Origin of the sequence: Amycolatopsis sp. MEPSY49, from assembly GCF_051337345.1 — a bacterium.
In the GTDB taxonomy this organism is placed as follows: Bacteria; Actinomycetota; Actinomycetes; order Mycobacteriales; family Pseudonocardiaceae; genus Amycolatopsis.
The window spans coordinates 1,639,469-1,663,814 of sequence record NZ_JBDLYJ010000001.1 but is presented as its reverse complement, the minus strand read 5'-3'; the positions used below and the strand labels follow the sequence as shown (position 1 = coordinate 1,663,814).

General features: G+C 72.1%; 28 protein-coding genes. 15 read left to right on the top strand and 13 right to left on the bottom strand.

Features of this window, described 5'->3' with window-relative positions; all coding sequences use genetic code 11:
• The first annotated feature begins 50 nt into the window (after nt 1-50).
• On the top strand, nt 51-947 hold the full coding sequence (locus ABFJ78_RS08375) for a DMT family transporter (RefSeq protein WP_436385420.1): 897 nt from the start codon (nt 51-53) through the stop codon (nt 945-947).
• Here the strand turns inward: ABFJ78_RS08375 and ABFJ78_RS08370 are convergent.
• Both ABFJ78_RS08370 and ABFJ78_RS08365 read right to left on the bottom strand, forming a co-directional pair.
• Entirely contained in the window at nt 896-3,007 is a 2,112-nt protein-coding gene (locus tag ABFJ78_RS08370) for a putative bifunctional diguanylate cyclase/phosphodiesterase (RefSeq protein ID WP_436385223.1), read from the bottom strand. The two genes, ABFJ78_RS08375 and ABFJ78_RS08370, sit on opposite strands and share 52 nt — an antisense overlap.
• A gap of 19 nt (nt 3,008-3,026) precedes the next feature.
• Complete coding sequence (locus tag ABFJ78_RS08365; RefSeq protein WP_436385419.1) at nt 3,027-3,845, bottom strand: SAM-dependent methyltransferase; 819 nt, start codon at nt 3,843-3,845, stop codon at nt 3,027-3,029.
• A gap of 180 nt (nt 3,846-4,025) precedes the next feature.
• On the opposite strand from ABFJ78_RS08365, the gene ABFJ78_RS08360 reads away from it, so the two are divergent.
• From ABFJ78_RS08360 to ABFJ78_RS08350, 3 genes are read left to right on the top strand one after another with little or no spacing between them, the layout of a single operon-like run.
• A complete protein-coding gene (locus tag ABFJ78_RS08360) occupies nt 4,026-5,327 on the top strand; it encodes a cytochrome P450 (RefSeq protein WP_436385222.1) in 1,302 nt (433 codons plus the stop codon).
• Nucleotides 5,328-5,369: 42 nt separating this feature from the next.
• Entirely contained in the window at nt 5,370-6,320 is a 951-nt protein-coding gene (locus ABFJ78_RS08355) for an alpha/beta hydrolase (RefSeq protein ID WP_436385221.1), read from the top strand.
• 51 nt (nt 6,321-6,371) lie between these two features.
• Nucleotides 6,372-7,010 carry a DUF6308 family protein gene (locus ABFJ78_RS08350; RefSeq protein WP_436385220.1) on the top strand — a complete coding sequence of 213 codons (639 nt, stop codon included), beginning with the start codon at nt 6,372-6,374 and terminating at the stop codon, nt 7,008-7,010.
• Here the strand turns inward: ABFJ78_RS08350 and ABFJ78_RS08345 are convergent.
• Nucleotides 7,000-8,202: a cytochrome P450 gene (locus ABFJ78_RS08345; protein WP_436385219.1), complete on the bottom strand. Its 1,203-nt coding sequence runs from the start codon at nt 8,200-8,202 to the stop codon at nt 7,000-7,002. The genes ABFJ78_RS08350 and ABFJ78_RS08345 overlap by 11 nt on opposite strands.
• A gap of 103 nt (nt 8,203-8,305) precedes the next feature.
• Between ABFJ78_RS08345 and ABFJ78_RS08340 the strand changes: the two genes are divergently transcribed.
• Entirely contained in the window at nt 8,306-11,395 is a 3,090-nt protein-coding gene (locus ABFJ78_RS08340; protein WP_436385418.1) for a BTAD domain-containing putative transcriptional regulator, read from the top strand.
• Here the strand turns inward: ABFJ78_RS08340 and ABFJ78_RS08335 are convergent.
• Both ABFJ78_RS08335 and ABFJ78_RS08330 read right to left on the bottom strand, forming a co-directional pair.
• The gene (locus ABFJ78_RS08335; RefSeq protein WP_436385218.1) at nt 11,379-12,119 is read right to left on the bottom strand and encodes an ABC transporter permease; all 741 of its coding nucleotides are present in this window, start codon (nt 12,117-12,119) and stop codon (nt 11,379-11,381) included. The genes ABFJ78_RS08340 and ABFJ78_RS08335 overlap by 17 nt on opposite strands.
• Nucleotides 12,116-13,060: an ATP-binding cassette domain-containing protein gene (locus ABFJ78_RS08330; protein ID WP_436385217.1), complete on the bottom strand. Its 945-nt coding sequence runs from the start codon at nt 13,058-13,060 to the stop codon at nt 12,116-12,118. Before ABFJ78_RS08330 ends, ABFJ78_RS08335 begins: the two co-directional genes overlap by 4 nt.
• A 188-nt stretch (nt 13,061-13,248) precedes the next feature.
• Here ABFJ78_RS08330 and ABFJ78_RS08325 point away from each other — a divergent pair, with 188 nt between their 5' ends.
• The 3 genes from ABFJ78_RS08325 to ABFJ78_RS08315 are packed head-to-tail and all read left to right on the top strand — an operon-like array spanning nt 13,249 to nt 14,450.
• Nucleotides 13,249-13,677: an STAS domain-containing protein gene (locus ABFJ78_RS08325; RefSeq protein WP_436385216.1), complete on the top strand. Its 429-nt coding sequence runs from the start codon at nt 13,249-13,251 to the stop codon at nt 13,675-13,677.
• 9 nt (nt 13,678-13,686) lie between these two features.
• On the top strand, nt 13,687-14,040 hold the full coding sequence (locus ABFJ78_RS08320) for an HPF/RaiA family ribosome-associated protein (protein WP_436385215.1): 354 nt from the start codon (nt 13,687-13,689) through the stop codon (nt 14,038-14,040).
• On the top strand, nt 14,037-14,450 hold the full coding sequence (locus tag ABFJ78_RS08315) for an STAS domain-containing protein (RefSeq protein ID WP_436385214.1): 414 nt from the start codon (nt 14,037-14,039) through the stop codon (nt 14,448-14,450). The genes ABFJ78_RS08320 and ABFJ78_RS08315 overlap by 4 nt, the downstream gene beginning before the upstream one ends.
• Nucleotides 14,451-14,454: 4 nt before the next feature.
• Here the strand turns inward: ABFJ78_RS08315 and ABFJ78_RS08310 are convergent, their stop codons facing one another.
• The 4 genes from ABFJ78_RS08310 to ABFJ78_RS08295 all read right to left on the bottom strand — a co-directional run bounded on the left by ABFJ78_RS08310 (nt 14,455) and on the right by ABFJ78_RS08295 (nt 16,761).
• On the bottom strand, nt 14,455-14,646 hold the full coding sequence (locus tag ABFJ78_RS08310; RefSeq protein WP_436385213.1) for a hypothetical protein: 192 nt from the start codon (nt 14,644-14,646) through the stop codon (nt 14,455-14,457).
• Nucleotides 14,643-14,984 carry a hypothetical protein gene (locus ABFJ78_RS08305; RefSeq protein WP_436385212.1) on the bottom strand — a complete coding sequence of 114 codons (342 nt, stop codon included), beginning with the start codon at nt 14,982-14,984 and terminating at the stop codon, nt 14,643-14,645. Before ABFJ78_RS08305 ends, ABFJ78_RS08310 begins: the two co-directional genes overlap by 4 nt.
• An 11-nt stretch (nt 14,985-14,995) precedes the next feature.
• Nucleotides 14,996-16,129, bottom strand: coding sequence for an AI-2E family transporter (locus tag ABFJ78_RS08300; RefSeq protein WP_436385211.1), 1,134 nt, complete (start codon nt 16,127-16,129; stop codon nt 14,996-14,998).
• A 209-nt stretch (nt 16,130-16,338) separates the two neighbouring features.
• Nucleotides 16,339-16,761 carry a DUF6292 family protein gene (locus tag ABFJ78_RS08295; protein ID WP_436385210.1) on the bottom strand — a complete coding sequence of 141 codons (423 nt, stop codon included), beginning with the start codon at nt 16,759-16,761 and terminating at the stop codon, nt 16,339-16,341.
• A gap of 241 nt (nt 16,762-17,002) precedes the next feature.
• Between ABFJ78_RS08295 and ABFJ78_RS08290 the strand changes: the two genes are divergently transcribed.
• The 6 genes from ABFJ78_RS08290 to ABFJ78_RS08265 all read left to right on the top strand — a co-directional run bounded on the left by ABFJ78_RS08290 (nt 17,003) and on the right by ABFJ78_RS08265 (nt 21,582).
• Entirely contained in the window at nt 17,003-17,983 is a 981-nt protein-coding gene (locus ABFJ78_RS08290; protein WP_436385209.1) for an acyl-CoA desaturase, read from the top strand.
• Nucleotides 17,980-18,414, top strand: a complete 435-nt coding sequence (locus ABFJ78_RS08285; RefSeq protein ID WP_436385208.1) for a DUF5994 family protein — start codon at nt 17,980-17,982, stop codon at nt 18,412-18,414. Before ABFJ78_RS08290 ends, ABFJ78_RS08285 begins: the two co-directional genes overlap by 4 nt.
• Nucleotides 18,415-18,523: 109 nt before the next feature.
• Nucleotides 18,524-19,132, top strand: coding sequence for a hypothetical protein (locus ABFJ78_RS08280; RefSeq protein WP_436385207.1), 609 nt, complete (start codon nt 18,524-18,526; stop codon nt 19,130-19,132).
• Nucleotides 19,133-19,279: 147 nt separating this feature from the next.
• The gene (locus ABFJ78_RS08275; RefSeq protein WP_436385206.1) at nt 19,280-20,005 is read left to right on the top strand and encodes a GAF domain-containing protein; all 726 of its coding nucleotides are present in this window, start codon (nt 19,280-19,282) and stop codon (nt 20,003-20,005) included.
• A 42-nt stretch (nt 20,006-20,047) separates the two neighbouring features.
• The gene (locus ABFJ78_RS08270; protein ID WP_436385205.1) at nt 20,048-20,794 is read left to right on the top strand and encodes a GAF and ANTAR domain-containing protein; all 747 of its coding nucleotides are present in this window, start codon (nt 20,048-20,050) and stop codon (nt 20,792-20,794) included.
• Nucleotides 20,795-20,925: 131 nt separating this feature from the next.
• A complete protein-coding gene (locus ABFJ78_RS08265; RefSeq protein ID WP_436385204.1) occupies nt 20,926-21,582 on the top strand; it encodes a phosphoribosyltransferase in 657 nt (218 codons plus the stop codon).
• A gap of 22 nt (nt 21,583-21,604) precedes the next feature.
• Here the strand turns inward: ABFJ78_RS08265 and ABFJ78_RS08260 are convergent, their stop codons facing one another.
• Nucleotides 21,605-22,240, bottom strand: coding sequence for a hypothetical protein (locus tag ABFJ78_RS08260; protein ID WP_436385203.1), 636 nt, complete (start codon nt 22,238-22,240; stop codon nt 21,605-21,607).
• Between the two features lie 17 nt (nt 22,241-22,257).
• Between ABFJ78_RS08260 and ABFJ78_RS08255 the strand changes: the two genes are divergently transcribed.
• Nucleotides 22,258-22,431, top strand: coding sequence for a hypothetical protein (locus ABFJ78_RS08255; RefSeq protein WP_436385202.1), 174 nt, complete (start codon nt 22,258-22,260; stop codon nt 22,429-22,431).
• A gap of 5 nt (nt 22,432-22,436) precedes the next feature.
• Here the strand turns inward: ABFJ78_RS08255 and ABFJ78_RS08250 are convergent, their stop codons facing one another.
• From ABFJ78_RS08250 to ABFJ78_RS08240, 3 genes are all read right to left on the bottom strand, one after another.
• Nucleotides 22,437-22,973, bottom strand: a complete 537-nt coding sequence (locus ABFJ78_RS08250) for a DUF5994 family protein (protein ID WP_436385201.1) — start codon at nt 22,971-22,973, stop codon at nt 22,437-22,439.
• A 104-nt stretch (nt 22,974-23,077) separates the two neighbouring features.
• Nucleotides 23,078-23,566: a GNAT family N-acetyltransferase gene (locus ABFJ78_RS08245; RefSeq protein ID WP_436385200.1), complete on the bottom strand. Its 489-nt coding sequence runs from the start codon at nt 23,564-23,566 to the stop codon at nt 23,078-23,080.
• 96 nt (nt 23,567-23,662) lie between these two features.
• On the bottom strand, nt 23,663-24,337 hold the full coding sequence (locus tag ABFJ78_RS08240) for a BON domain-containing protein (protein ID WP_436385199.1): 675 nt from the start codon (nt 24,335-24,337) through the stop codon (nt 23,663-23,665).
• Nucleotides 24,338-24,346: the final 9 nt, after the last annotated feature.

Below are 24,346 nucleotides of genomic sequence, written 5' to 3'. Positions count from 1 at the left end.
GAACTCTTCACTTGTCCTGACGGGTTCGCTTCGGCACCGTGGATCACGTGATACGCATAGCCGTGCTGGCCCTGCTGTGGGGCTCGGGATTCCTCTGGATCAAGCTGGCCCTGACCGGGCTGAGCCCCGTCCACCTCACGCTGGTCCGCTGCGCCCTCGGCGCGCTGACGCTGCTGGTCCTGGCCTTCGCGGCCGGCCAGCGGCTTCCGCGTGACCGCCGGACGTGGGGACGCTTGGTCGTCGCCGCGTTCTTCTGCAACGCCCTGCCGTTCGCGCTCTTCGGCATCGGGGAACGCACGGTGGACTCCGGCGTCGCGGGCGTCATGAACGCGACGACGCCGTTGTGGTCGCTGTTGATCGGCGTCCTGCTCGGCACGGACCGCCGCCTCGGCCCGGTGCGGCTGCTCGGGCTGGCCCTCGGGTTCGCCGGCGTGCTGGTGATCTTCGCGCCCTGGGAGCAGGCCGGGATGTTGAGCACGGGCGCGCTCGCGCTGCTCGGCGCCGGCCTCAGCTACGCGATCGCGTTCGCCTACATGGCCCGGAAACTGCCGCCCGGCGGGGCACCGCTCGCGGTCTCGGCCGCCCAGCTGACGGCGGCGACCGCGTTGACCGCCCTGGCGCTGCCGGTGTCGGGGGCGGCCCCGCACCTGAACTTGACCGCGCTGCTGGCGGTGACGGTCCTCGGCGTGTTCGGGACCGGCGTCACCTTCTACCTCAACTACCGGGTCCTCACCGAGGAAGGCCCCACGGCGGCGGCGACGGTCGGCTACCTGCTCCCGGTGGTCTCGATCGCCTTGGGCGCGCTCTTCCTCGGCGAACCGCTGTCGCCGCGCGTGCTCGGCGGCATGGTCGTCGTGCTGGTCGCGGTCGGCCTGACCCGGGCCCGGCGACCGGCTCAGGCGAAGCTGCCCGCCAGCTCGCCCGGCGTCCTCGCGACCCCGAAGTAATCGCCCGTCCCCAGCTCCGCGCCGGCCGTTTCCCACCAGTCCGCCTGGTCCTCGGTGTGGATGCCGTCGACGACCAGTGTGGCGCCGACCTGGCGGACCAGCGGGACCAGCGCGCCCAGGAACGTCGAATCCGACCACGCCTGCCACTCCGCGAGCCGGCGGTCGACGCGGACGATGCCGACCGGCAGGTCCTCCACCGCGCGCAGGTCGTCCGGGCCGAGGCCGAACTCGTCGAGCATCACGCAGACCCCGAGCGTGGCGAGCGCGGTGACGTTCTCGAGGACACCGGACACCTTCAGCGCGCCGACCGGGACGCCGAGCATCAGCTGCTCCGGCGGCAGGCCGGTGTCCGAGAGCAACCGCGTCACGCGCGTGCCGAGTGCTTCGTCCGACATCTGGTGGCCGGTCAGCCCGGCCACCACCGGCAGCCGGGAACCCGCGCGCTGGCGCCACCATTCGCCCTGCCGGGCCGCCGCGCGCAGCAGCCAGTCCCCCAGCGGCAGGACCAGCCCGGTCGACTCGGCGAGCTCCGCGCAGCGTTCGTGCGGCAGAGCCGCGGCGCCCGGCCGGTCCCAGTGCAGGCGGGCCTCGTACCCGGCGACCTCGCCGTCGGCCAGCCGCGCGAGCGGCCGGTAGCGCACGGCGATCTCGCCGTTCTCCCAGGCACCGGCCATGCCCACGGCCAGCGCCTGCGTGCGCCGGTCTTCGGCGTCCGCCTCGCGGTCGAACATCTTCCACTGGCCGCGCCGCCGCACCTTGGCGCGCCGCAGCGTCTGGTCGGCCGCGCGCAGCAGCTCCGCCGGGTCGATGGTCTTGGCGGGCCGGTGGACCACGCCCGCGCTGGCCGACAGCGCGAGACCGTGCCCGTCGACGAAGAACGGCTCGGCGAGCTCGTCGTTGATCGCGCGGACGGTGGCGTCGATGTCCGGTGTCGACGCGGAGTTCTCGACCAGGATGCCGAACTCGTCGGCGTGGAACCGCGCGATCATCGCCTTTTCGCGGGCCATCACGGACTTCAGCCGCTGGGCGAAGTGCACCAGCAGCTGCTCGCCGACGCGGCGGCCGAGGCTGTTGCAGACCATGCCGAACGCGTCGAGGTCGACGTGGAACAGCGTGACCCCGTACTCCGGGTCGGCGCGCCGCAGCGCCGCTTCGAGGTGGGTGCCGAAGTACTGGCGGTTCGGCAGCCCGGTCAGCACGTCGTGCAGGGCCTGGCGGCTCAGCTCGCCCTGCAGCAGCATCAGCTCGGTGCCGTCCTCGACCACGACGACGAAGTGGCCGGGCTGGTCTTCGGCGTCGCGCAGGAGCGACGCGGTGAGCGAGATGCGGGCGACGTCGCCGTCCTTGCGCAGCAGCCGCTGGGACTGCCGGATCCGCTCCTTGCCGCCGGCGACGAGCTCGGTCATCGCCTCGCGGAGGACGTCGACGGTCTCCGGGTGCACGTGGTCGGCCAGCTGCGTCCCGGTCAGCTCGCCCGCCGGGTGCCCGAGCATTTCGGCCAGGGCGGCGTTCGCGCGCACGATCCGGCCGTCGAGGGCGACCAGCGCGATGCCGCTCGCGGACGACGTCACGACCTCGTCGAAACGGGCCTCGCTCTGCTTCAGGTTCCACTGCGCGTCCCGCACCGCCTTGAGCAGCGACAGGTGCATGATTTCCTGCTGGTCCAGCACACTTCGCTCGTGCGCGAGCAGGAATCCGCAGGAGAGCGCGCCCAGGGCCAGGACGATCCGCTCGGTGAAGCGGTCCGCCGGCCGCAGCTCCGGCAGCGACGGCAAGCCCTTCCCGAGGACGTCGAGCGTGCACCGCAGCCCCGGCTCGCCGACGTAGCCGAGCCCCACCAGCCGCGCGCCGATCCGCTCGGCGGGCGCGGTGTCCGCGGACGTGCCCCGGAGGGACTCGACGAGCGTGTCGAGCATTCCGCGCAGTTCTTCGTCGAGCAGCTCGCGGCTCAGCGAAACGACGGTGACGCCGCTGAGCAGGTACGCCCATTTCCGGGCGAGCACCATCCGCGCGCGTTCCGGGTCGGGCCCCGCCGGTTGTTCCGGTCGTTGTTCGATCATCGGCATGTACGGCGCCCGTTCAGCTCTTTCGGCCGATGCCGGCGTAGACCAGCATGTTCATCTCGGCCGCCGCGGAGATGTCCGCCGGCCCGGACGGCCGCCATTCGCCGCAGCCGACCAGCCCCGGTTCGACGATTTCGAAACCGGTGAAAAGGGTGGCCACCTGGGCGTGCGTCCGCAGCGTCACTTGGTCGGGACTGCGGCTTTCTTTGATCACGTCCGTCGCTTCTTCGAGGTTTTCGCCCTGGTGGTCGCCGGTGACGTGGGTGATCGCGAGGAAACTGCCCGGCGCCAGCGCCGAACCGTACCGGCCCACGAGTTCGAGCGGCCCGGATTCGTCCGGGACCCAGTGCAACATCAACAGCATCAGCAGCCCGACCGGCTTTTCGAGATCGAGCAGCCCGCGCACCTGCGGCGATTCGAGGATCTTCTCCGGATCCCGCATGTCGGCCTGCACGATCGCGGCGCGATCGTTTCCCGCCAGCATGAGCTCGCTGTGCGCGACCGCCACCGGATCGCGGTCGACGTACACCACGCGGCAGTCCGGGTCCTGCGCCTGCGCGACTTCGTGGACGTTCGCCACCGTCGGAATCCCCGAACCGATGTCGAGGAACTGGCGGATCCCGTTGGCCGTCATGAACCGCACCGCGCGCCCGAGAAACGCGCGGTTCACGCGCGCGGCGTCGCGCAGGCCGGGCATCGCGCGCTCGATCTGCTCGCCGACCGCGCGATCGACGGCGAAGTTGTGGCCGCCGCCGAGCATGAAGTCGTAAGTGCGCGCCATGCTGGGCACGGAGATATCGACACCCGGTGGAACCCATTCCGGTGATCGTGTCACGAGAAACACCTTCTCAGCCGCGTCGGACCGGAAAGAGCTTAGCGATTCCCGAACGACCGGTGACTGCGCCATCCGCGTGAGGGCACACCACCCGATCGGGCACTGTCCCGTTCGGCCGGACGCGCCTACCGTAGGCCGTCTCCTTGGGAAATCCACACAATGGCGTAACGAGGAGCCCGCATGACCGTGCCGGAAGCCCCGGGCCGGTGGCCTTTTCTCGGGCACACTCCGGCACTGCTGCGGCGACGCTTCGCATTCACCGATTCCCTGCACGAACACGGAGAAATCGTCAAACTCCATCTCGGCCCGATGCCCGCCTACTTCGTCACCAGCCCGCGGCTGGCCCACGAAGTGCTGGTCACGGCCGGCCCGAAGTTCCGCAAGGGCGTCATGTTCGACAAGTTCAAGCCGTTCGTCGGAAACGGCCTGGTGCTCTCGAACGGCGACTTCCACCTCCGGCAGCGGCGGCTGATGCAGCCGGCGTTCCACCGCGACCGCCTGGCCGCGTACGCGGAGACCATGCAGCGCGCCGCGGCCGAGTTGAGCGACTCGTGGCGGCCGGGCGAAGTGCGTCCGCTCGACGAAGATCTGCAGCAACTCGCGGTGACGATCGTCGGCGAGGCCCTGTTCCACACGGAAATCGGGAAACAGGCGGTCGACGAAGCCCGGCGGTCCATTTACCTGATCATCCAGCAGGGAATGATTCGCGCGTTGTCGCCGAAGTTCGTCGAAAACCTGCCGGTGCCCGCCAACCGGCGGTTCGACGAAGCGATCGAGCGGATGCGGGAAATCGTCGTCGAGGTGATCCGTGACTGGCGCACCGAAAGCGTGGACCACGGCGACCTGCTGTCGACGCTTCTGCTGGCCGGCATGACCGACGAGCAGGCCCGCGACGAGGTGCTCACCCTGCTCACCGCCGGCATCGAGACGACCGCGCTCGCGCTGTCGTGGACGTTCCACGAGCTCGGCCGGCATCCGGACGTCGAAGCCCGGGTGCACGCCGAGGTCGACGAGGTGCTGGCCGGCCGTCCGGTCACCGTCGACGACCTGCCGCGGCTGACCTACGTCCGGCAGGTGGTCGACGAGGTCCTGCGCTGCTACCCGCTGTGGATGCTGATGCGCCGGACACTGGAAGAGGTCGACCTCGGCGGCACGCGGATCCCGGGAGGTGCCGAGGTGATCGTCAGCCCGCACGCCCTGCACCACGACCCCGCGTCGTTCCCCGACCCGGACCGGTTCGATCCCGGCCGCTGGGAGCCGGAGCGGGCGGCGCGAGTGCCCAAAGGCGCGTTCATCCCGTTCGGCGCCGGCGGGCGGCAGTGCATCGGAAACCGCTTCGCCCAGAACGAAATCGTCATCACGGTGGCCACGGTGGCCGCGCGGTGGCGGCTGGTCCCGCTCCCGGGCCGGCCGGTGCGCGTGAAGTTCACCTCCGCCGCCTACCCGGACAGCCTGCCGATGACGGCCGTCCCCCGTCGCTAGCTGGAGGTTTTCCCCGTGTTACGCCGAATTTGCGCTGTCTTCGTGCTGTTCGCGGCCTCGCTGTTCGTGCCCGCGCCGGCTTACGCGGCGACGTGCGACGACCTGTACGTCCCGGTCACGGTGGCGCTCCTCCCGCAGACGGTGCACGGCCGCCTGTGCGCCCCGTCCGGAGCGAAGACGGTGGTGGTCCTGATCCCCGGCGGCACGTACAACGCGTCCTATTGGGACATCGGCTACACCCCGGAGACCCGGTCGTTCCGCCTCGCGATGAACAACGCGGGGATCGCGACGCTCGCGCTCGACCGCCTCGGCACCGGGCTGAGCTCGAAGCCGCTGAGCACGCTGCTGAGCGCGTCCGTCCAGGCGACGGCGGCGCACCAGGTGGTCCAGGCGGTGCGTCCCCGGTTCGCGAAGGTGGTCGTCGGCGGCCACTCGATCGGCTCGGCGATGGCGATGATCGAGGCGGGCCGCTACCGCGACGTCGACGGCGTGCTCGTCACCGGAATGACGCACCGGATGAACCTGGTTTCGGTGATCCCCACGCTGGCGCAGATGCACCCGGCCCCGCTGGACCCGGCCACGCCCGGCCGCGACGCGGGCTACCTGACGACCGACCCGGGCACCCGCTACGGGGCGTTCCACACACCGGGTCCGTACGACGCCGCCGCGCTCGCCTACGACGAGTCCACAAAGGACGTCTTCGCGGCCACCGAAGCGGTGGACAGCCTGACCTTGACCACGGTGGTCATCCCGGCGTCCCAGCAGATCACGGCCCCGGTTCTGCTGGTGGTCGGCGACGACCCGAACTTCTGCGGGCTGCTGGGCAGCGACTGTTCGTCACCGCAGGCGTTGCGGGCCTCCGAAGCCCCGTACTTCGGCACTTCGCAGCTGCAGACGTACATCCTGAACGGCTACGGCCACGCGATCAACTACGCGCAGAACGCGCCGCGGTACTTCGGCGTGGTGGGAAACTGGCTGAAAACCCTGCCGTAACGGTAGATCGCACGGGCGCGACCCTCTTTCGGCGAGAGGGGAGCGCCCGCCATGCCCGACTACGCCGACCAGCACGAGCTGTTGGACGCATGCGTCCGCGGCAAGCACCGCGACGAGTCGTTGACGGCCCTCCGACATTATTTCGACGACTGCACGGGCCGCTGGTTCGAGCGTTACGCCGGCGGCGGCGACGAACCGTCGGTCGCGAACACGGTCACGGAAGCCGACGTCCTGGCGCTCAACTTCCTGAACATCACCAGCTTGGCGAACGTGGCCATCGACGCGACGATGACGTACGCGCTTCGGATCCGCGAGCTGCTGGAGCAGATCCCCCCGGACGTCCCGATGCACGAGGCCCCCTGGTCGACGTACGAACCGGACGCGCCGGCGTACCGGCTGTGGGAGCTGTTCCGGCAGTGCGGCGGCAACCACCGCCCGGTGACGGCGTCCAAGCTCCTGGCCCGCAAGCGCCCCCACCTGACCCCGGCGTACGACAGCCAGGTGCGGGCGGTCCTCCAGGCCCCGGCCAGCCCGTGGCACTGCTTGTGGAGCTGGTTCCACACGGACCCGGCCAGAGCGCGGGCGGTCGAGGAGCTGCGGAAGGAGGCGGGCGGCATCGACGACATCAGCTTGCTGCGCTGTCTCGACGTCGTGCTGTGGATGCGCGCCCGCCGCGGGCTCACCAGGTGACCGGCAGCTCGTGCACCCCGTAGATGTTCATGTCGGTCCGCAGCTTCACCTCATCGGCCGCCACAGCAAGCCGCAGGGTCGGGAACCGCCGCAGCAACCCCTCGAACCCGGCCCGCATCTCGATCCGCGCCAGCTGCTGACCCAGACACTGGTGCACCCCGTGCCCGAACGACAGCAACCCCCGGGCATTGCGGCGGATGTCCAGGACGTCCGGATCGGAGAACCGCTCCGGGTCCCGGTTGGCGGCCAGCAGCGACACCACGACCGTCGACCCCTTGGGGATCGTTTCGCCCCCAAGCGAAAGGTCCTCCGTCGCGTAGCGGAAGAAGATGTCGGCCACGGACAGGTACCGCAGCAGTTCCTCCACCGCCCCCGGCAGCAACTCCGGCTCAGCGCGAAGTAAAGCCAGCTCAGCCGGGTGCTCCAGCAGCGCGAACGTCCCCAGCGACAGCATGTTCGCCGTGGTCTCGTGGCCGGCGATCAGCAGCAGGAACGCCGCGCCGGTCAGCTCCTCGATCGTGAGGTCCTCGTGCCGGGCCAGGTCCGAGAGGATGTCCTCGGTGGGCGTAGAACGCTTGCGCGTGACCAAATCGGACAGATACGTGTTCAGCGCGATGTACGCGCCCATCTTCTGCTCGAGCGTCTGGTCGCGGACCATGAACTGCGCCGAGTTGGCTTGGAAGCTCTCGCGGTCCTCGTACGGGACACCGAGCAGTTCGCAGATCACCAGCGACGGCACCGGCAGCGCGAACTCCGCCACCAGGTCGACCGGCGGAGCCAACCGGGAAAGGTGGTCCAGCTGCTGCTCGACGACCTCGGCGACGCGCTCCTCGAGCTGCTTCATCCGCTTGACGGTGAACGCGCCGGTGAGGCGCTTGCGCAGCCGGCCGTGGTCCGGCGGGTCCATCGCGATGAACATGCCCGGCAGCTGCGGGGACGGCTCGGTCGCGACGGGCATGCCGGGCGTCTCGTACGGCACGTGGACGACGTCGAGGTCCAGCCGCGAGCTGAACCGCGTGTCGGCCATCATCCGGCGCACCGCTTCGTAGCCCGTCACGAGCCAGCCCTCGTGGCCGTCCGGGAAGACCATCGGGCTGACCGGGCGCACCGAGCGCAGCCGGGTGATCTCGCGGGGCGGGTCGAAGGGGCCCGCGTCCCGCTCCATCGGCAGACCCTGCGGGATGTCGCTCATCGGAGGTCCTTTCGTGGTGGTTGTGCCGACCACCATCGCCGCCGGGGCTGACACGGCGCTGACACGGCCCGGCCACCACTCGGCCCGTGGCATGATCGGCCGCGTGCACATCGGGATACTGGGGTCCTTCGAAGTCCGCGCGGACGACGGCGTCGTGGCCGACGTACCGGGCGCCCGCCTGCGCGGACTGCTGATCGCCCTCGCGCTGGCCCCGGGGCGAGTGGTCCCGAAGGCGACGCTCATCGACTGGATCTGGGGCGAGCAGCCGCCGGCCGACGCCGCGAACGCGTTGCAGCGCTTGGTTTCCCGGCTGCGCAAGGTGCTTCCCGAGGGCGCGGTCGAGGGCCGCCCGGCCGGCTACCGGCTCGTGGTGGACCCCGAAGCCGTCGACGCCGTGCGGTTCGAACGCCTCGTCGGCCAGGCCGGCGGCGATCTCCGCCGGCTGCGTGAGGCGCTCGCGTTGTGGCGGGGCGCGGCCATGCAGGACGTCGGCCTGACCGAGAGCGCCGCGTTCGACGCCGCGGTCACCCGGCTCGAAGGGCTCCGGCTGGCCGCCCTCGAGGACCGGTTCGACGCGGAGACCGACTTCGGCCAGGGCGTCGTCACCGAGCTCACCGACCTGGTGGCCGCCCACCCGGCCCGGGAGCGGCTCGTCGGCGCGTTGATGCGCGGCCTGGTCGCGACCGGCCGGGACACCGAGGCCCTGCGCGTCTACGAACGCACGCGCGAGACGCTGGCCGACGAGCTGGGCGTCGACCCGTCGCCGGAGCTGGCCGCACTGCACGTCGCGCTGCTGCGCGGCGAGCTGACCCGGCGCGAAGAGCCGCGCAAGACGAACCTGCGCGCCGAGCTGACCAGTTACGTCGGCAAGGACGACGACATCGCCGCCGTCCGCGGGCTCGTCACCGAACACCGGCTCACCACGCTGGTCGGACCAGGCGGCTCGGGCAAGACCCGGCTGGCCACCGAGACGGCACGCACGCTGCTCGGCGACGTCCCGGACGGCGTCTGGCTGGTGGAGCTCGCGCCGACCGAAGGCGACGTGGCCCAGGCGACGCTCGCCGCGCTCAAGCTGCGTGACGCCCTGCTCGGCGATGTGCCGGAAGCCGAACCCACCGACCGGGTCATCGCCGCGCTGCAGGACCGCGACCTGGTGCTGGTCCTGGACAACTGCGAGCACGTCATCGAGTCCGCGGCGGCGTTCGCCCACCGGTTGCTCGGCGAGTGCCGCCGGCTGCGCATCCTCGCGACGAGCCGCGAGCCCCTCGGCATCACCGGGGAGGCGCTGTGGCCGGTCGCCCCGCTCGTCCTGCCGGCCGAGGACGCCGACCCCGCGAAGATCGAGGACGCTCCGGCCGTCCGGTTGCTGCGGGACCGGGCCGGCGCGGTGCGCAAGGACTTCGTGGCCGACGCCCCGACGCTGGCCCGCGTCTGCCGCGCGCTGGACGGGATGCCGCTGGCCATCGAGCTCGCCGCGGCCCGGCTGCGCACGATGTCGCTCGAGCAGCTCGCCAACCGGCTCGACGACCGGTTCCGCCTGCTGACCGGCGGCAGCCGCACCGCGCTGCCGCGGCACCGGACGCTGCGCGCGGTCATCGACTGGAGCTGGGAACTGCTTTCCGACTCCGAGCGCGCCGTCCTGAGCCGGCTCTCGGTGTTCGCCGGCGGGGCGAGCCTGGAGGCGGCCGAGCGGGTCTGCGGGAACGACGCCGTCGAGGAGATCCTGACCGCACTGGCCGAGAAGTCGCTGGTGGTCACCGAAGGCGATCAGGCGCCGCGCTACCGGATGCTCGGCACGATCAAGGAGTACGCCCAGCAGCGGCTCGCCGAAGCCGGCGACACCGACGCGGCGCGGCAGGCGCACCTCGCGTACTTCACCGAGCTCGCCGAAACCGCGGAGCCGCACCTGCGCCGGGGCGACCAGCTGAAGTGGCTCGCGACCCTCGACGCCGAGCACGACAACATCGCCGCCGCGATGCGCGGTGCCCTGGCGGCGGGCGACGCGGCCGGGGCGATGCGGCTCGCGGCGGGCGCCGGCTGGTACTGGTGGCTCGCCGGGCACAAGCTCGAAGGGAACGAACTGCTGATGGCGGCCGCCGCCGTGCCGGGCGAAGTGGCCGACGAAACCCGCGCGACGGTCTACGCGTTCGTCACCGGGTTCCTGACCGCCGGCCGCGAAAGCGACCAGAACCAGGCGGTCGAGTGGATCCACCAGGTGCACGAGATCCGCTCGCGCCTCGCGCACCCGCATCCGGCGGTGTCGCTCGTCGCCGCGCTGGAGCACATGGTGCGGGCGCCGGACGCGTTCGCGGCCGTGTGGGAACCGCTGACCACCGACGAGGACCCGTGGGTCCGCGCGCTGGCCCGGCTGCAGCTCGGCAAGATGCGGATCCAGCTCGGCCGAGAAGGGGACGACGCGGAGGCGTACATCGAGACGGCCCTCGCCGAATTCCGCGCGCTCGGCGAACGGTGGGGCACTTCGTTCGCCCAGACCGAGCTGGCCGACCTCATCGCCATGCGCGGCGACTTCGCCGGGGCGTGCGAGCACTACGAAGCCGCGATCGCGATCGTCACCGAGGTCGGCGCCATCGAGGACGTCGTGCGGATGCGGGCGCGGCAGGCTCAGCTGTACTGGCTTTCCGGGGACGAGGAGTCGAGTGCTGGTTCGCTCGCGGAGGCGCAGCGGTACGCGGAACGGGTCGCCTGGCCCGAAGCGCTGACCGAGCTGGCCCTGTCGAAGGCGGAGCTCGCCCGCTGGAGCGGCGACTCCGCGCAGGCCCGCCGCCAGCTCGACGTCGCGACGGCGATGCTCGGCACCGCGGCCGAGCGGCCCCAGATCCGCGCGGTGATCCACGACCTGCTCGGGTACCTCACCGAGGATCTCGCCGAGGCTCACGAACACCGTGCGGCGGCCTTCGCGGCGGCGGCCGAGGTGGGTCACCCGCCGCTGCTCGCGCAGGTCCTCGTCGGCATCGCGGATCTGGCGTCGCGGCGCGAACAGTACGAGCAGGCCGCGCGGCTGCTGGCGGCGAGCGCCGGCGTGCGCGGCCTGCCGGACCGGTCCCGGCCGGACCTGGCCCGGATCGAGGAAGCCGCGCGAAGCCGCCTCGGTGACGAGCGGTTCACCGAGACGGCTTCGGAAGGGGCGCGGGCGGACTGGCGGGAACTCGCCGAAGTCACGCTCGCTTCTTGAACAACGACCGCGCCCAGAAGTAGCCGGCGAGGGCGATGCCGAGGCACCAGGCGACGGCGGTGATCGCGTAACCGGTGGACGGGGTGCCGTTGAGCAGCCCGCGCACGGTTTCGATGATCGGCGTGAAGGGCTGGTACTCCGCGAACTGCCGCAGGCCCGGCCCCATCTTGTCCGCCGGGGCGATCGCGCTGCTGAAGAACGGCAGCATGACGAGCGGCACGGAAGCGAGGCCCGCCGTCTCCGGCGACTTCGCGAACAGTCCCAGCGCGACGGTCAGCCAGCCGGCCGCGAAGGCCAGCAGCACGACCATGCCGAGCACGCCCAGCCAGTCGAGGAAGCTCGCATTCGGCCGGAAGCCCAGCGCGAAGGCCACCCCGACGAGGGCGGCGATGGCGACCAGGTTCGTCAGGACGCTCGCGACGACGTGCCCGGTCAGCACCGCGCCCCGCGAGACGTCCATGACCTTGAACCGGTTGATGATGCCCTTGGTCATGTCGGAGTTCACCGACGTCGCGGTCGCGCCGAGCCCGTAGCAGACGGCCAGCAGCATCAGGCCGGGCGTCGCGTAGTCGACGTAGTTCACACCGACGCTGAACGCGTCCCCGAGCATGTAGACGAACATCAGCATGATCACGATCGGCATCAGGACCGCGTTGAACACCGAGGTCGGGTTCCGGGCGATGTGCTTGAAGTTGCGGCGCAGCATGACGGTCTGGGCGCTCATTTGGCTGCCACCTCCGAGTTGGACACAGCGTGGCCCGTCAGGGCGAGGAAGACGTCGTCGAGGTCAGGGGTGTGGACGGAGAACTCTTCGGCGCCGATGGCGTACTCGTCGAGCCGGTCGAGCAGGTTCCTCAGCGACTTGGTGCCGCCGTCGCCGGGAACCCGCAGGGTGAGCGACTCGTCGTCGCGGGTGGAGCCGCTGATGACCCGCGCGGCCGCGTCGAGTTCAGCGACGCTGGTGAACCGGAGCCGGACGTGCGTACCGGGGATCTGGCGCTTGAGCTCGTCGGGCGTGCCCTGGGCGACCAGCCGCCCGCGGTCGAGCACGGCGATCTTGTCGGCGAGCTGGTCGGCTTCGTCGAGGTACTGGGTGGTGAGGAAGATGGTGACGCCGTCGGCGACGAGGTCCTTGACGATGGACCACATGGTGCGCCGGCTGCGCGGGTCGAGGCCGGTGGTGGGCTCGTCGAGGAAGATGATCCGCGGATCCCCGACGAGCGTCATGGCGAGGTCGAGCTTCCGCCGCATACCCCCGGAGTACGTCGACGCGGGCTTCTGCGCGGACTCGGTGAGTTCGAAGCGCTCGAGAAGGTCCGCGACGACCCGCTTCCCGTTCTTGACGGGGCTGAGATCGACCATGAGCTGCAGGTTTTCCTGCCCGGTGAGCAGCTCGTCGACGGCGGCGAACTGCCCGGTGACGCCGATGGCCTTCCGGACGGCCTTGGCATCGGAGCCGATGTCATGCCCGGCGACTCGCACAGTCCCGCCGTCGGCTTGGGCGAGCGTGGTCAGGATGTTGACGGTGGTGGTCTTCCCGGCCCCGTTCGGTCCGAGGAGGGAGAAGACGCTCCCCGCGGTGACATCGAGATCGATGCCGTCGAGGACGACTTTGTCTTGGTAGGCCTTCCGGAGGCCGGAGGCGGTGATCGCCGAAGTGGTCATGGGGAGAACTTTGAAGGCCGGCCCTGACACGGACCTGACCCCGAACTGACACGCCGTCTGACACGGCCGGCGGCCAAGACGGGGTTCGCGCGATCAGGTCACCGGCGCCGTGGCGCGGTATGCTGGCCGGGACAGCGCCGAAGTGCCCAGACCCCGCTCTGACATCCGCATCGGGACTGGAGCAACCCATGGAACTCAGCGCAGTGGCCACCGGCCGTCGGCACGACCCCGCATCGGAATCGGTGGTGCCGAACCTGTTCGGCACGCGCGAGGTCCCGTTGCCGGCCGGGTTGAAGCTGTCGGAGGAGCGGGGCGACGGCACCGCGATCTTGGTTCTGGAGGGCGAATTCGACCTCCACACCGCGCCGGACGTCGCCCTGGCCCTCGAGGTGATCCTGCGCCGGGCCCCCGGCCGGCTCGTGGTGGACCTCGCCCGGGTGAATTTCCTGAATTCGGCGGGCCTCGAGGTGCTCCTCGCCTGCCACCGCCAGGCCGCCCCGGCGACCGACCTGCGCATCGTGGCGACGACCCGGGCGACGTGGCGGCCGCTGCAGCTCGCCGGGTTGCCCGGAACGCTGGTCATCCACGCCTCGCGCGCGTCCGCCGTCGCGGAATAGGGACACCACATGCTGATCCAGATCGCCACGGACCGAGCCGTGCACGGCGACGAAGCGTTGATCCGGCACTTCGAGGCGGAACTCGCCGCCCGGCTGTCGCGGTTCAGCGACCACCTCACTCGGCTGGACGCCCACCTCAAGGAGGAGCCCGCCGACGACGGGATGGACCGGTGCTGCGTGCTCGAGGCCCGGCCGGCCGGACGGCGGACGGTGGCGGTCAGCCACCACGCGGGTTCGGTCGACGAGGCGTGCCGAGGTGCCGTGCACAAGCTCGAGAGCGTGCTCGAGAGCATGTATGGCCGGGCGGATCACCGCAAGGGCGGCGACTCCATCCGGCACCGGAGCGGCACCGCCGGCTCATGACTGTCCTCATCGGACTGCCCGGCGGGGCCGGGAAGCCGGTCCGCCGGCACCAGGACCTGGCGATCACCGTGGAGCGGCTCGGCCGGGTTCTGGTCGTCGCCGTGGCCGGCGAAGTCGACCGCTGTACCGCACCCATGCTCCGCGACGTCCTCGAAGCGACGTCGCGCCGGGCGCCGTGGCGGATCGTCGTGGACCTGTCGCTCGTCCGGTTCCTGAACTCCGCCGGCTTGCAGGTGCTGCTCGAAGCACATCGCGGAACCGCGCCGGGCACCGACTTGGGGCTGGTGGCCGCGACGCGCGCGACTTTGCGGCCGCTGCAGCTGACCGGGGTTCACGAACGACTGGCCGTGCACACCTCGCGCGCCGCGGCCGTCGCGGCACCGCGGCTGCGGGCCGCGGACGCCGGCTGAAGGTTCACCTTCTCCTCGGCGGTACCCGGGGCGTCCGCTCCTGATCCGCTGCGAGGCCGTCGGCGGGGGTGAGGCCGAGCATGGCGAGCAGCAGTTCACAGTCCGCGGCGTCGTGCGACGTCGACGCGACCACGCGTGCGGCCCGGTGCCGCTCGTCTCCGGTCAGGGGAAACTGCTCCGCCGGAGATCCGCTCACCTCTCACCGCCCGCCCGCCGGACTTGGTCCCCGAAGCCCTGCGGGTGGGCGTCGAGGATGTCGGTGGCCCGGACCAGGCTGGCCGGCACGTCGGCGGGAGATCCCCGCGGGCGGACGGGCACCCAGGTCGTGCTGGTGTGTTCGTCGCGCAGGCTGTGCCCGGCGACGGTCCCGACCTGCTCGTGCCACCCCGGCGCCCCGGCCCGGCGCACGCGGCTGCGGTAGCGGACGAGCCGGCCGGGCGGGTAGCCACCGCCGCGGCGGGTGGGCCAGGCCCGGCACGCGCGCCGATCGGTCTGCTCGTCGTCCACCGGCGCCGCCTTCGCTCGCGGGTGCACCCGGGTGCACTTCATCGGTCGCCGGGGTCCGGGGCGCGGCTGTCCAGCTTAGGCGGGGAGGCACCCGGAGCGGTTCGCCCAGGCGGGTGGTCCTCCGGCCGGGCGGTCAGGCTGCGCACGCCCGAGCTGAAGACGGCGAGCAGGGGCACGGCGAGCAGGGCTCCGACGATCCCGGCGGCGACGAGCCCGATGGCGAGGGCGAGGACGACGGCCAGCGGGTGCAGCCGGACGGCCCGCCCGAGCAGCAGGGGCTGCAGCACGTGGCTTTCGACCTGCATGACGCCGACCACGACGGCGAGCACGACGACGGCCGCCCAGACGCCGTTGGCCACCAGGGCCACGAGGACGGCGATCCCGCCGGCGATCACCGAGCCGATCACGGGGACGAACGCGCCGAGGAAGACGAGCGTGCTCAGCGGGGCCGCCAGCGGGACCCCGATGATCACCAGCCCGAGGCCGATGCCGGCGGCGTCGACGAACGCGACGGCGGCGGTGCCGCGGATGTAGTGCGCCAGCGTGGTGAACCCGCTGCGCCCGGCGACGTCGACGCGCTGCCGGAGCCGGGCGGGCACGCCCCGGAGGACGAACGCCCAGATCGTGTTCCCCTGGGCGAGGAAGAAGATCAGGCAGAACACCGCGAGCAGCCCCTCGGCGAGCAGTTCCCCGACGGTGACCGCGGTGGTGACGGCGCCCGAGGCGATCGCCGACTTGTTCCGGCCGAGCATGGCGGTCAGGTTGCCGAGCAGCTCGTCGAGCTGGCCCTGGCTCAGGTGCAGCGGACCGGTCCGCAGCCAGGTGTGCAGGTCGGTCAGGCTCACGGTGACCTGGTCGATCAGCCCGGGCATGCCCACGGTGACGGTGATGACCACGAACGTCACTACGGCGCCGGCCAGTGCGATGCCGACGATCAGCACGATCGCGGTCGCGAGGCCGCGCGGGACCTTCCTGCCCGCCAGCCAGGAGACGGCCGGTGAGAACAGCCCGGCGAGCAGCAACGCCACCGCGACCGGGACGAGCACCGAGGCCAGCCGGGTGGCCACGAAACCGAGGACCGTCAAGGCCGCCGCGACGACCAGCAGCCGCCACGACACCGCGGCCGCGACGCGAAGCCCGTAGGGCACCGGAGAAGACCCGGGATCGCGCATGCGGTCAACGCACCCGTGCGTCGGAGCGGTGCGGGGCGGCTTCCGTGACGGTCATGACGATCCTGCTCCTGGCGGTGAACGGGCCGGGTACGACGCCGGCCGGGGCGAGAGCAGGGTCTGGGCGCTGTCTTGCCCAGGATACCGCCGGACGGGCCCCCGCGCGGCGCGGTGGAGCGGACCGTCCTGAATGGACTCCGCCCGGAAGGCGGTCAGCCCGGCGCGTCGCGCAGGTAAGGCTTCAGCCGTTCGGCCAGCGAACGGCGGGTCACGTCGATCACCGGGCCGGCCGGCACCGGGCCCGCGGGACGTCCGGCCGCGGTGTCGGCGACGAACCGCGCCACCGCTTCCGGGGCGAGCACGACGTCGTCGCCTTGGTGCGCGAGGACGATCGGGGGCGCCGCGGGGTCGGTTTCCACCGCGAGCGACCACCCCCGCTGTTCGTTCCAGACCAGCATGACGTCGTGGTCGGGGCGGCCGGGCCACCGCCGCGGCAGCCCAAGGTAGGCGGTGGCGGTGTCGCTGATCTCCACCGTGGTGCTTTCGTCCGGGACGCCGACCGCGGCCGCCACCGCCCGCACGTACTCGCCGAGGGCGCGCTCGAGCGTTCGGGCATCGGGTTCGGGGTGTTCCATACCCGTCACGCTAGAGGGCTTCCGATCGGACGGCCCGCCGGGAGCCGCTCGCACGGGAACCATTCCGGCGGCGCGTTCGTTGAACCATTGGTTGCTCCCGCGAGCGAAGCGGGCCTCACCGCGGTGAGGACGTCTCGGCAGCCGCCACCTTCTCCCGGTTTAAGCCGCCGTCGGCGGGCTACCCGGAACTTGATCGCCCCAGACCTTGGCGGACAGGTACGTCACGGAAAGAGCGATCGACATGACACAGACGCTGGAACGTCCACCGAAGGCCCCCGAGCCGATGCTCGCGGGCGAAAAGTCTCGCACCGAAACCTTCCTGGTCAAGCTCTTCGCGGTCGTGCCGCTGCTGGCCTTGGCCGCGGCGGTGCCCTTCGCGTGGGGCTGGGGGCTGGGCTGGACCGACGTCGCCCTGACCATCGGGTTCTACTTCCTCACCGGGCTCGGTGTCACCATCGGGTTCCACCGCTACTTCACCCACGGCGCGTTCAAGGCGAACCGCGCCCTGCGCATCGCGCTCGCCGCCACCGGCAGCATGGCCATGCAGGGCCCGGTGATCGGCTGGGTCGCCGACCACCGCCGCCACCACGCCTTCGCCGACCGCGACGGCGACCCGCACTCCCCTTGGCGCTACGGCACCTCCGCCTCCGCGCTCGCGAAGGGCTTCTGGCACGCCCACATGGGCTGGCTGTTCGACCGCGAAAAGACCAACGCCCAGCGCTTCGCCCCCGACCTGCTCGCCGACCGCGACATCGCCCGGATCGACCGCTGGTTCCCCGCGCTCACCGTCGTGACCCTGCTGGCCCCGGCGCTGATCGGCGGGCTGGTGACGATGTCCTGGTGGGGCGCGCTGACCGCGTTCTTCTGGGCCAGCCTGGTGCGGGTGGCGGTGCTGCACCACGTCACCTGGTCGGTCAACTCCCTCTGTCACATGATCGGTGACCGGCCCTACGCCGCCCGCGACAAGTCCGCGAACTTCTGGCCGCTGGCCATCGCGTCCATGGGCGAGTCCTGGCACAACTCCCACCACGCCGACCCCACCGGCGCCCGCCACGGCGTCCGCCGCGGCCAGCTCGACATGTCCGCCCGCATCATCTGGGCGTTCGAAAAGCTCGGCTGGGCCACCGACGTCCGCTGGCCCAAACCCGACCGCCTCGACCGCAAGCTCAACCCGGGCTACACCACAGGCCGTCGGCTTTCCCGCGCGGGGAGCCCGTCATGACCGCCGTTCGCGACGAGGTCCGCCTGCAGCTGAAACCCGCGGCCGGCGGCGGGTTCGTCGACGGCGCGTGGTGGCCGCGGTCCCGCGACGCCGGGGTCGAGTTCCCCGACGTGCTCGCGGCGGTGCGCGACCAGGTGGGCGACGTCGAGCGGATCGGCTACCCGCTGGGTGACGGCTGGGAGATCGCCCACCGCAAGCTCGTGGTGGCCGGCCGCGTCGTGCGGCTCGAAGGGTTCCACTCCATGCGGGCGGACACCCTCGAGCTCGTCGGCACGCAGCAGCGGCGGCTGGTCCTGCTCGTCGTGGCGCCGGACACCGCGCGCGACGCCGCCACCGCAGCTCTGCGGACGGCAGCTGACCCGGAGTCCACGGCCAGTGCCGAAGACATCCTCGCCGCGCGAAACGGGTCGAGGACGCGGGTGACCGGGTGACCGAACCGGCTTTTTCGGGCACCGGGGCCTAAGCTGAACACCACGCCCCAGACCTCGGCGATCCCGGTTTCCCGGCGCCGGCCTTCCGGCCCGGACGATGAGGTGCGCGATGGTGGGACGAATCTTGGTGGCCGCCCTGTTCGGCCTTGTCTGCGCTTCGGCCGTGGTCGGGGCCCTGATCTTGCCGTGGGAAGTCGTGTTCGGCCGGCTCGTGCTGGGCACCGGCGCCGGGCTCCTCGTCGCGTTCGGCGCTCCGCGGCTCCCGTGGCGGCGGGCCGGGCCCGATCTGCTCGCGGGCGTGACCACCGCGGCCGTGGTGGTCACCGCGTGCCTGGCCGTCGCCGGCTTGCTCGCCGCGGTGGGCGGCAGCCTGACGGCCATCGTCCTGGTCCTGCTGGTCGCCGTCGGGTTGTGGGCCGGCTACCGCCGTTTCGCGGCGCCTGCCGTCGTCGCGCCACGCCGCGTGCCTGCCACGCTCCCCGCGTCACGGGCACCGGTGACCGACCTGACGACCGCGGAGCTGTGCGTGGCCTGGCGGCGCAGCTACCTCCTCCTGCTCGTCGCCACCGAGGGGCCGGCGTGCCGGCTCGTCGTCCAGCGGCGGCAGGAACTCCTCGACGAGCTCGAACGACGGGACCGCAGCGGATTCCTCCGCTGGCTGGACAGCGGCGCGGAGGCCGGGAGCGATCCCGCTCCGTACTTGACCGCGCGAAGCTGATGACCGGGCGGGTACGCTCGGCGCACGCAGCCGCGGTAGCGGTACTGATCCGGGCCCGGTCGCGTCCGCGTTGGTGGGGCGATCACGAACACCGACCCGGAAGGAACCGGATGCGGGAACGCGAAGCTCACCGATGGTGGGTTCGCGGTGGCTGAGGTCGAGGACCTGCGTGCGAGCGTGCTGGCTGCCCTGGACGAAGAAGGGCCCGGCAGCGGGGTCGACGTCGTGGGCCGGGTGTGCCGGGCGTGTGTGCGCTTGCTGCCGGTGGACGGCGCGGCGGTGTCGGTGGTGGCCGGTACCGGGCACCGCGAGATCGTCTACGCCAGTGACGCGGTGAGCACGGCGCTGGCGGAGCTGCAGTTTTCCCTCGGCGAAGGACCGTGTTTCGAGGCCCAAGCCGCGGGCGGGCCGGTCCTGGTACCCGATCTGGTCGCCGGGCCGCCGCCGGCGTGGCCGGTGTTCGCCGCCGAGGCCGCGGCGCGGCCGGTGGCCGCGTTGTTCACGTTCCCGGTCCAGATCGGGGCGGTGCGGGTGGCGACCCTCGACACCTACCGCTCGACGCCGGGCTCGCTCGACGCCGCCGAGCTGTCGACGGCGTTGCAGGTGGCCGACATCGCCGCACTCGCCCTGTCGGGGCTGCGCGACGGCGGCGATCGCTGGCTCGACGGCGACGGTCGCTGGATGGAAGGTGCGGGGATGCGGTTCCGGGAGGTGCACCAGGCCACCGGGATGCTGATCGCGCACCTGGACCTGCCCGCGTCGGCCGCGTTGGCCCGGCTGCGGGCCTACGCGTTCGGCCAAGGACGTTCCCTGCTGGAGGTCGCGGCCGACATCGTTGCCCGGCGGCTGCGGCTGGACGAGGAGTTCCGGTGAGGACCACGATGAAGGCAGCTGACGATTCAGGAGATGGTGGGCATGGCCGACCGTGAACGACAGGTGATCGGCGCGTTCGTCGCGCTGGCGGACACACTGGTCGACGACTACGACGTCGCCGACCTGCTGCACACGCTGGTGCAGCAGTGCGTGGAGCTGCTCGACGTCGCGGCGGCCGGGCTGACGCTGGCCGACGAGCGGGGCGGCCTGCAGGTGCTGGCGTCCTCCACCGAGCAGGCGCGGCTGCTGGAGCTGTTCCAGCTCGACATCGACGAAGGCCCGTGCATCGAGTGCTTCACCACCAGCACCCCGGTCCTGGTCGCCGACATCGCCGCCGAGGCGGCCCGCTGGCCGCGGTTCGCGGCCGAGGCGGCCAACGACGGGTTCGCGTCGGTGCACGCGGTGCCGCTGCGGCTGCGCAGGCAGACGATCGGGGCGCTCAACCTCTTCGGGCAGCACACGGGAGAACTGACGGCGGACGACGTCGCGCTCGCGCAGGGGCTGGCCGACACCGCGACCATCGGCATCCTCCACGAACGGGCTTTCCGCCAGGGCGAGATCCTCTCCGAGCAGTTGCAGACCGCGTTGAACAGCCGGGTGATCATCGAGCAGGCCAAGGGCGTGCTCGCCGTCAGCGGGCAGCTGAGCATGGACGCGGCGTTCACGGCCTTGCGCGGCTACGCGCGGCGGAACAACCGCCGGCTCAGCGACGTGGCCCGTGCCCTGGCCGACCGCACCCTCGCGCCCGCGGTCGTGCTGGCGCCGTCGACGGTGAGCCGCCAGCACTGAGCAATCCTTTGTGGACTGTCGAGTGAAAGGTGCCGAACGGTCCGCTGGTGGTGACCAACGGCCCTCGCACCGTGGACGCGGTGCGGTCATGCTGGGAGACGGCCGACCGGCTCACGACGGCAGGAGTGCCCATGCGGTTCCGTGATCGCCGGGAGGCGGGCGAACGACTGGCCCTCCGCCTGCGCCCGCTGCGCGGCGACCGCGCCGTGGTCCTCGGCTTGTCCGAGGGCGGGCTCGTGGTCGCCGCCGAGATCGCCGACGTCCTCGGGGCACCGCTGGACATCCTGCTCACCGAGCGGATCGAGGCCGCCGGGCCGCCGCCGACGATGCTCGGCGCCGTCGGCGAGGGCGGCCTGGTCGTCTGGGACCACGAGGCCATCCGCCGGTTCGACATCTCGGCGGACGAGCTCACCCGGCTCGCCGACCGGGCGCGGGACGGCCTGGCCGGGCAGGTCGCCGGCTACCGGCGCGACGTCGCGCCGGTTCCGATCGCCGGCCGGACGGTGGTGCTCGCCGACGACGGCGCCGCCACCGGCACGACCGCGCACACGGCGATCAGCGTCCTGCGCGCCCGCCAGGTCCGCCGGATCCTGCTCGCGGTCCCGGTCGCCCCGGCACCCGTCCTCGACCGGCTCGCCCGCGAGGTGGACCAGTTCACCTGCCTGCGCCCGCTGCCCTGGCTGCATGCGGTCCGCAACAGCTACCGGAAGTTCCCGGCGGTCGACGGCACCGAGGCGCTCGAACTGCTGCACCGCGATCCCCGGCGGCCGACCGAGGTGCCGCGGTGACGTCCACAGTGGACGGCCGCGGTCAGCCCGGCAGGCGCACGGCGATCTCGTCGCCCAGCTCGGCCCCGCCCGCCAGCTCGAGGTGGTCACCGCTCCAGAACCGGCCCGGGTCGTACCAGTTCGGCCGGCGCCCCGGCGGCAGCAGGCCCATGGCCTCGTAGGTCAGCGCGACGATCTCGGCGCAGTAACCGGACTCGAGGCCGGCGTCCCGGGCGTCCCGCTTCCGGGACGGCAGCCGCCCCCCGAGCCAGCGGGACGCGAGCCGCGCGGTCGACGGGAACGGCGTGCCGTCGAGCCGCGCGATCGTGCGCAGGGCGGCGTCCTCCATCTCCCCGGTGACCGGGTGGTCGAGCTGGCGCAGCCAGACCCGCTGGTGGTACCGCTCAGCCCAGACGAGCACGGCCTGGCGCAGGTCGTGCAGCTGGGCGCCGCGGTGGTGCGCGCCCGCCCAGACGTCCGGCAGGCTCCGCCCCAGCTCCGCGTGCCACATCAGCGGCGGCAGGTCTTCGACCACCACGGCCATGCCGACGTGGTTGACGGGGCTGTTCGTGACGACGCGGATCGTGCGGTCGGCCGCCGACCGCCCCCGGAACAACCACAGGTCGCCCGTGCGCGTCACGGCCACGGCTTCGTCGAAATCGAGCTCGGTCCCCGGCACGGCAGTAGCCTAGGCCGATGCGCTGGTGGAAGACACTGGGACTGGCCGGGCTCGTCGGGGTCGCCGCGACCGGGGTGGTGATCGCGCGCCAGGAGCGGCGGCGGCGGGCCTACACCCCGGACGAGATCCGGGAACGGCTGCACGCCCGCCTCGCCGCCACACCGCCGGCCTCCGGCGGCGAAACGGACTGAGCAGGCTACGGGTCGACCGGCTCCGTCTGAGCGGGGATCCGGCCGCCTTCGACTTCCCAGCGTTGCACGGCCGTGTCCGCGTCGAGCCCGGAGAGCAGCGCGTCGACGGAGTCGTCGTTGCCCCGGCGCGCCGCCGTCATCAGCGCGTGGTGCGCGAGGTCCGGATCGGCGTCGGGCGGGATCACCAGTAGCGTCAGCCGGGACCGAGCCCCGATCACGGTCAGAGCGGCGGTGTGCGGCGACCGGAACCCTTCGAGCCGGACGTCGCCGGGTTCGTCGCCGGAACGCAGCCGGCGTGGGGCGGGTGCCCAGGCCGCCAGGTGGTAGGTGACGCGCTCGACCCGGCCCAGCCGGGCGGTCAGGGCGGGGAGCAGCGACGTCAGTTCGGCGGCCAGCTCCAGGGACCGGGGCCACCAGGCGCCGTCGACCCACCCGGTGGTGGGTGCTCCCGGCTTCAGCCGCAGCCGCGGCGCGTGGTGGCGGAGTTCGCCGGCCGCTTGGGCGAACCGCATGGCGTGAGTGGTGTGCGGGACCGACTTCATGCCGGTGCTCCCGTCCCCGGCCGGAGGGCACCGGCCGGACTGGGGCCCGAGAACGACGCGGGCTCGATCACCGGCGTGCGAAATGCTCTCGGACACTTTCGACGTTACTCCGGCGAAGCGGTCAGGCCGGGCCGGAACGGGATGCCCAGCGCCGCGAAGACACCGAGCATCTTGGCGTTTTCCGCGTCGGCGTCGGCGACGAGCATCCGCACGCCTTCGTGTTCCGCCGAGACGACGAGCTGTTCGAGCAGCAGGGCCGCCACGCCGAGCGTCGGGCCGTGGCCGTCGACGACCAGCGCGACCGCCGCTTCGGCCGGATCGTCCAGGATGTCGTAGCGGGCGGCACCGGCGAGCCGGGAGTGCAGGAAGCACCCCACCGCGGTGTGCCCGACACCGGAGTTGCGCGAAAGCTGCGCCGAGAGTTCGGTCAGCCCGGCCACGCCGAGGCCGAAGAACCGCAGGTGCCGGTCGCGCCCGGAAAGCCGGGTCCGCAGCGCGAGGACCGCGGCGGCGTCACCGGCTTCCAGCTTGCGCACCCAGGCGACTTCGCCGTCGGGAAGCAGGACCCGTACCGGTGGGGTGGCGGTGGACATGGTGTCTCCTCACGAATCCGGCGAGCGGCCCGGGTCCACAGTGCTCTGTCCTTTTCGTACAGAACACTGCGGAGTCCGAGGGCCGGCTCACAAAGCTCAGCCGGAGAGCTTCACCCGGTTGTCGACCGCGGTCACGCCGGGGGCGAACCACGCGGTGTGCTCGGCCGAGCGGCGTTCGGCCGGGGTGAGGACGGCGCCGGTCAGGGTGACCTGACCGTCGTCGACGGCGACCTCGACGTGCTGCGCGAACCCCGGCGCGTGCCGGGCCAGCGCCGCGAGGATCCGCTCCTTGCTCTCGGCCGCGGTGATCCCCGGCGCGGGCCGCAGCGTGATCAGGTTCCGCACGCCGCTGACCCCGGGCAGCGCCGCCACCGCCTGGCGGGCGGCTTCGCGCTCGTGGTGCCAGTCCACCGAGCCGCGCAGCGTGACCACTTGGTCGCGCACGTCGACCTGCACCGAGTCCTTCGGCACGAGCACCGTGCGGCGGTCGAACACGGCCATGGCTTCCCGGGCGAGGTCCACGTCGTCCGCCACCGGGTGGCCGTGCCGGACGAGGATCCGGTCCACGGTCGCGGTCACGCCGTGGACGCGCGTCGCGGCGCGCAGGGCCGCTTCCTTTTCGGGATAGGTGCCGACGTGCCCGGCCAGCGTCGCGGCGCCGCCTTCGACGGTCACCGCGATTCCCTCGGCGTTGACACTGGGCGTCCAGGCGAGCTCATCGGTGACGGCCGTCTTGAGGTAGTGGTCGGGCCGGTGGTGGATCTGTGTCATCCCGCCACC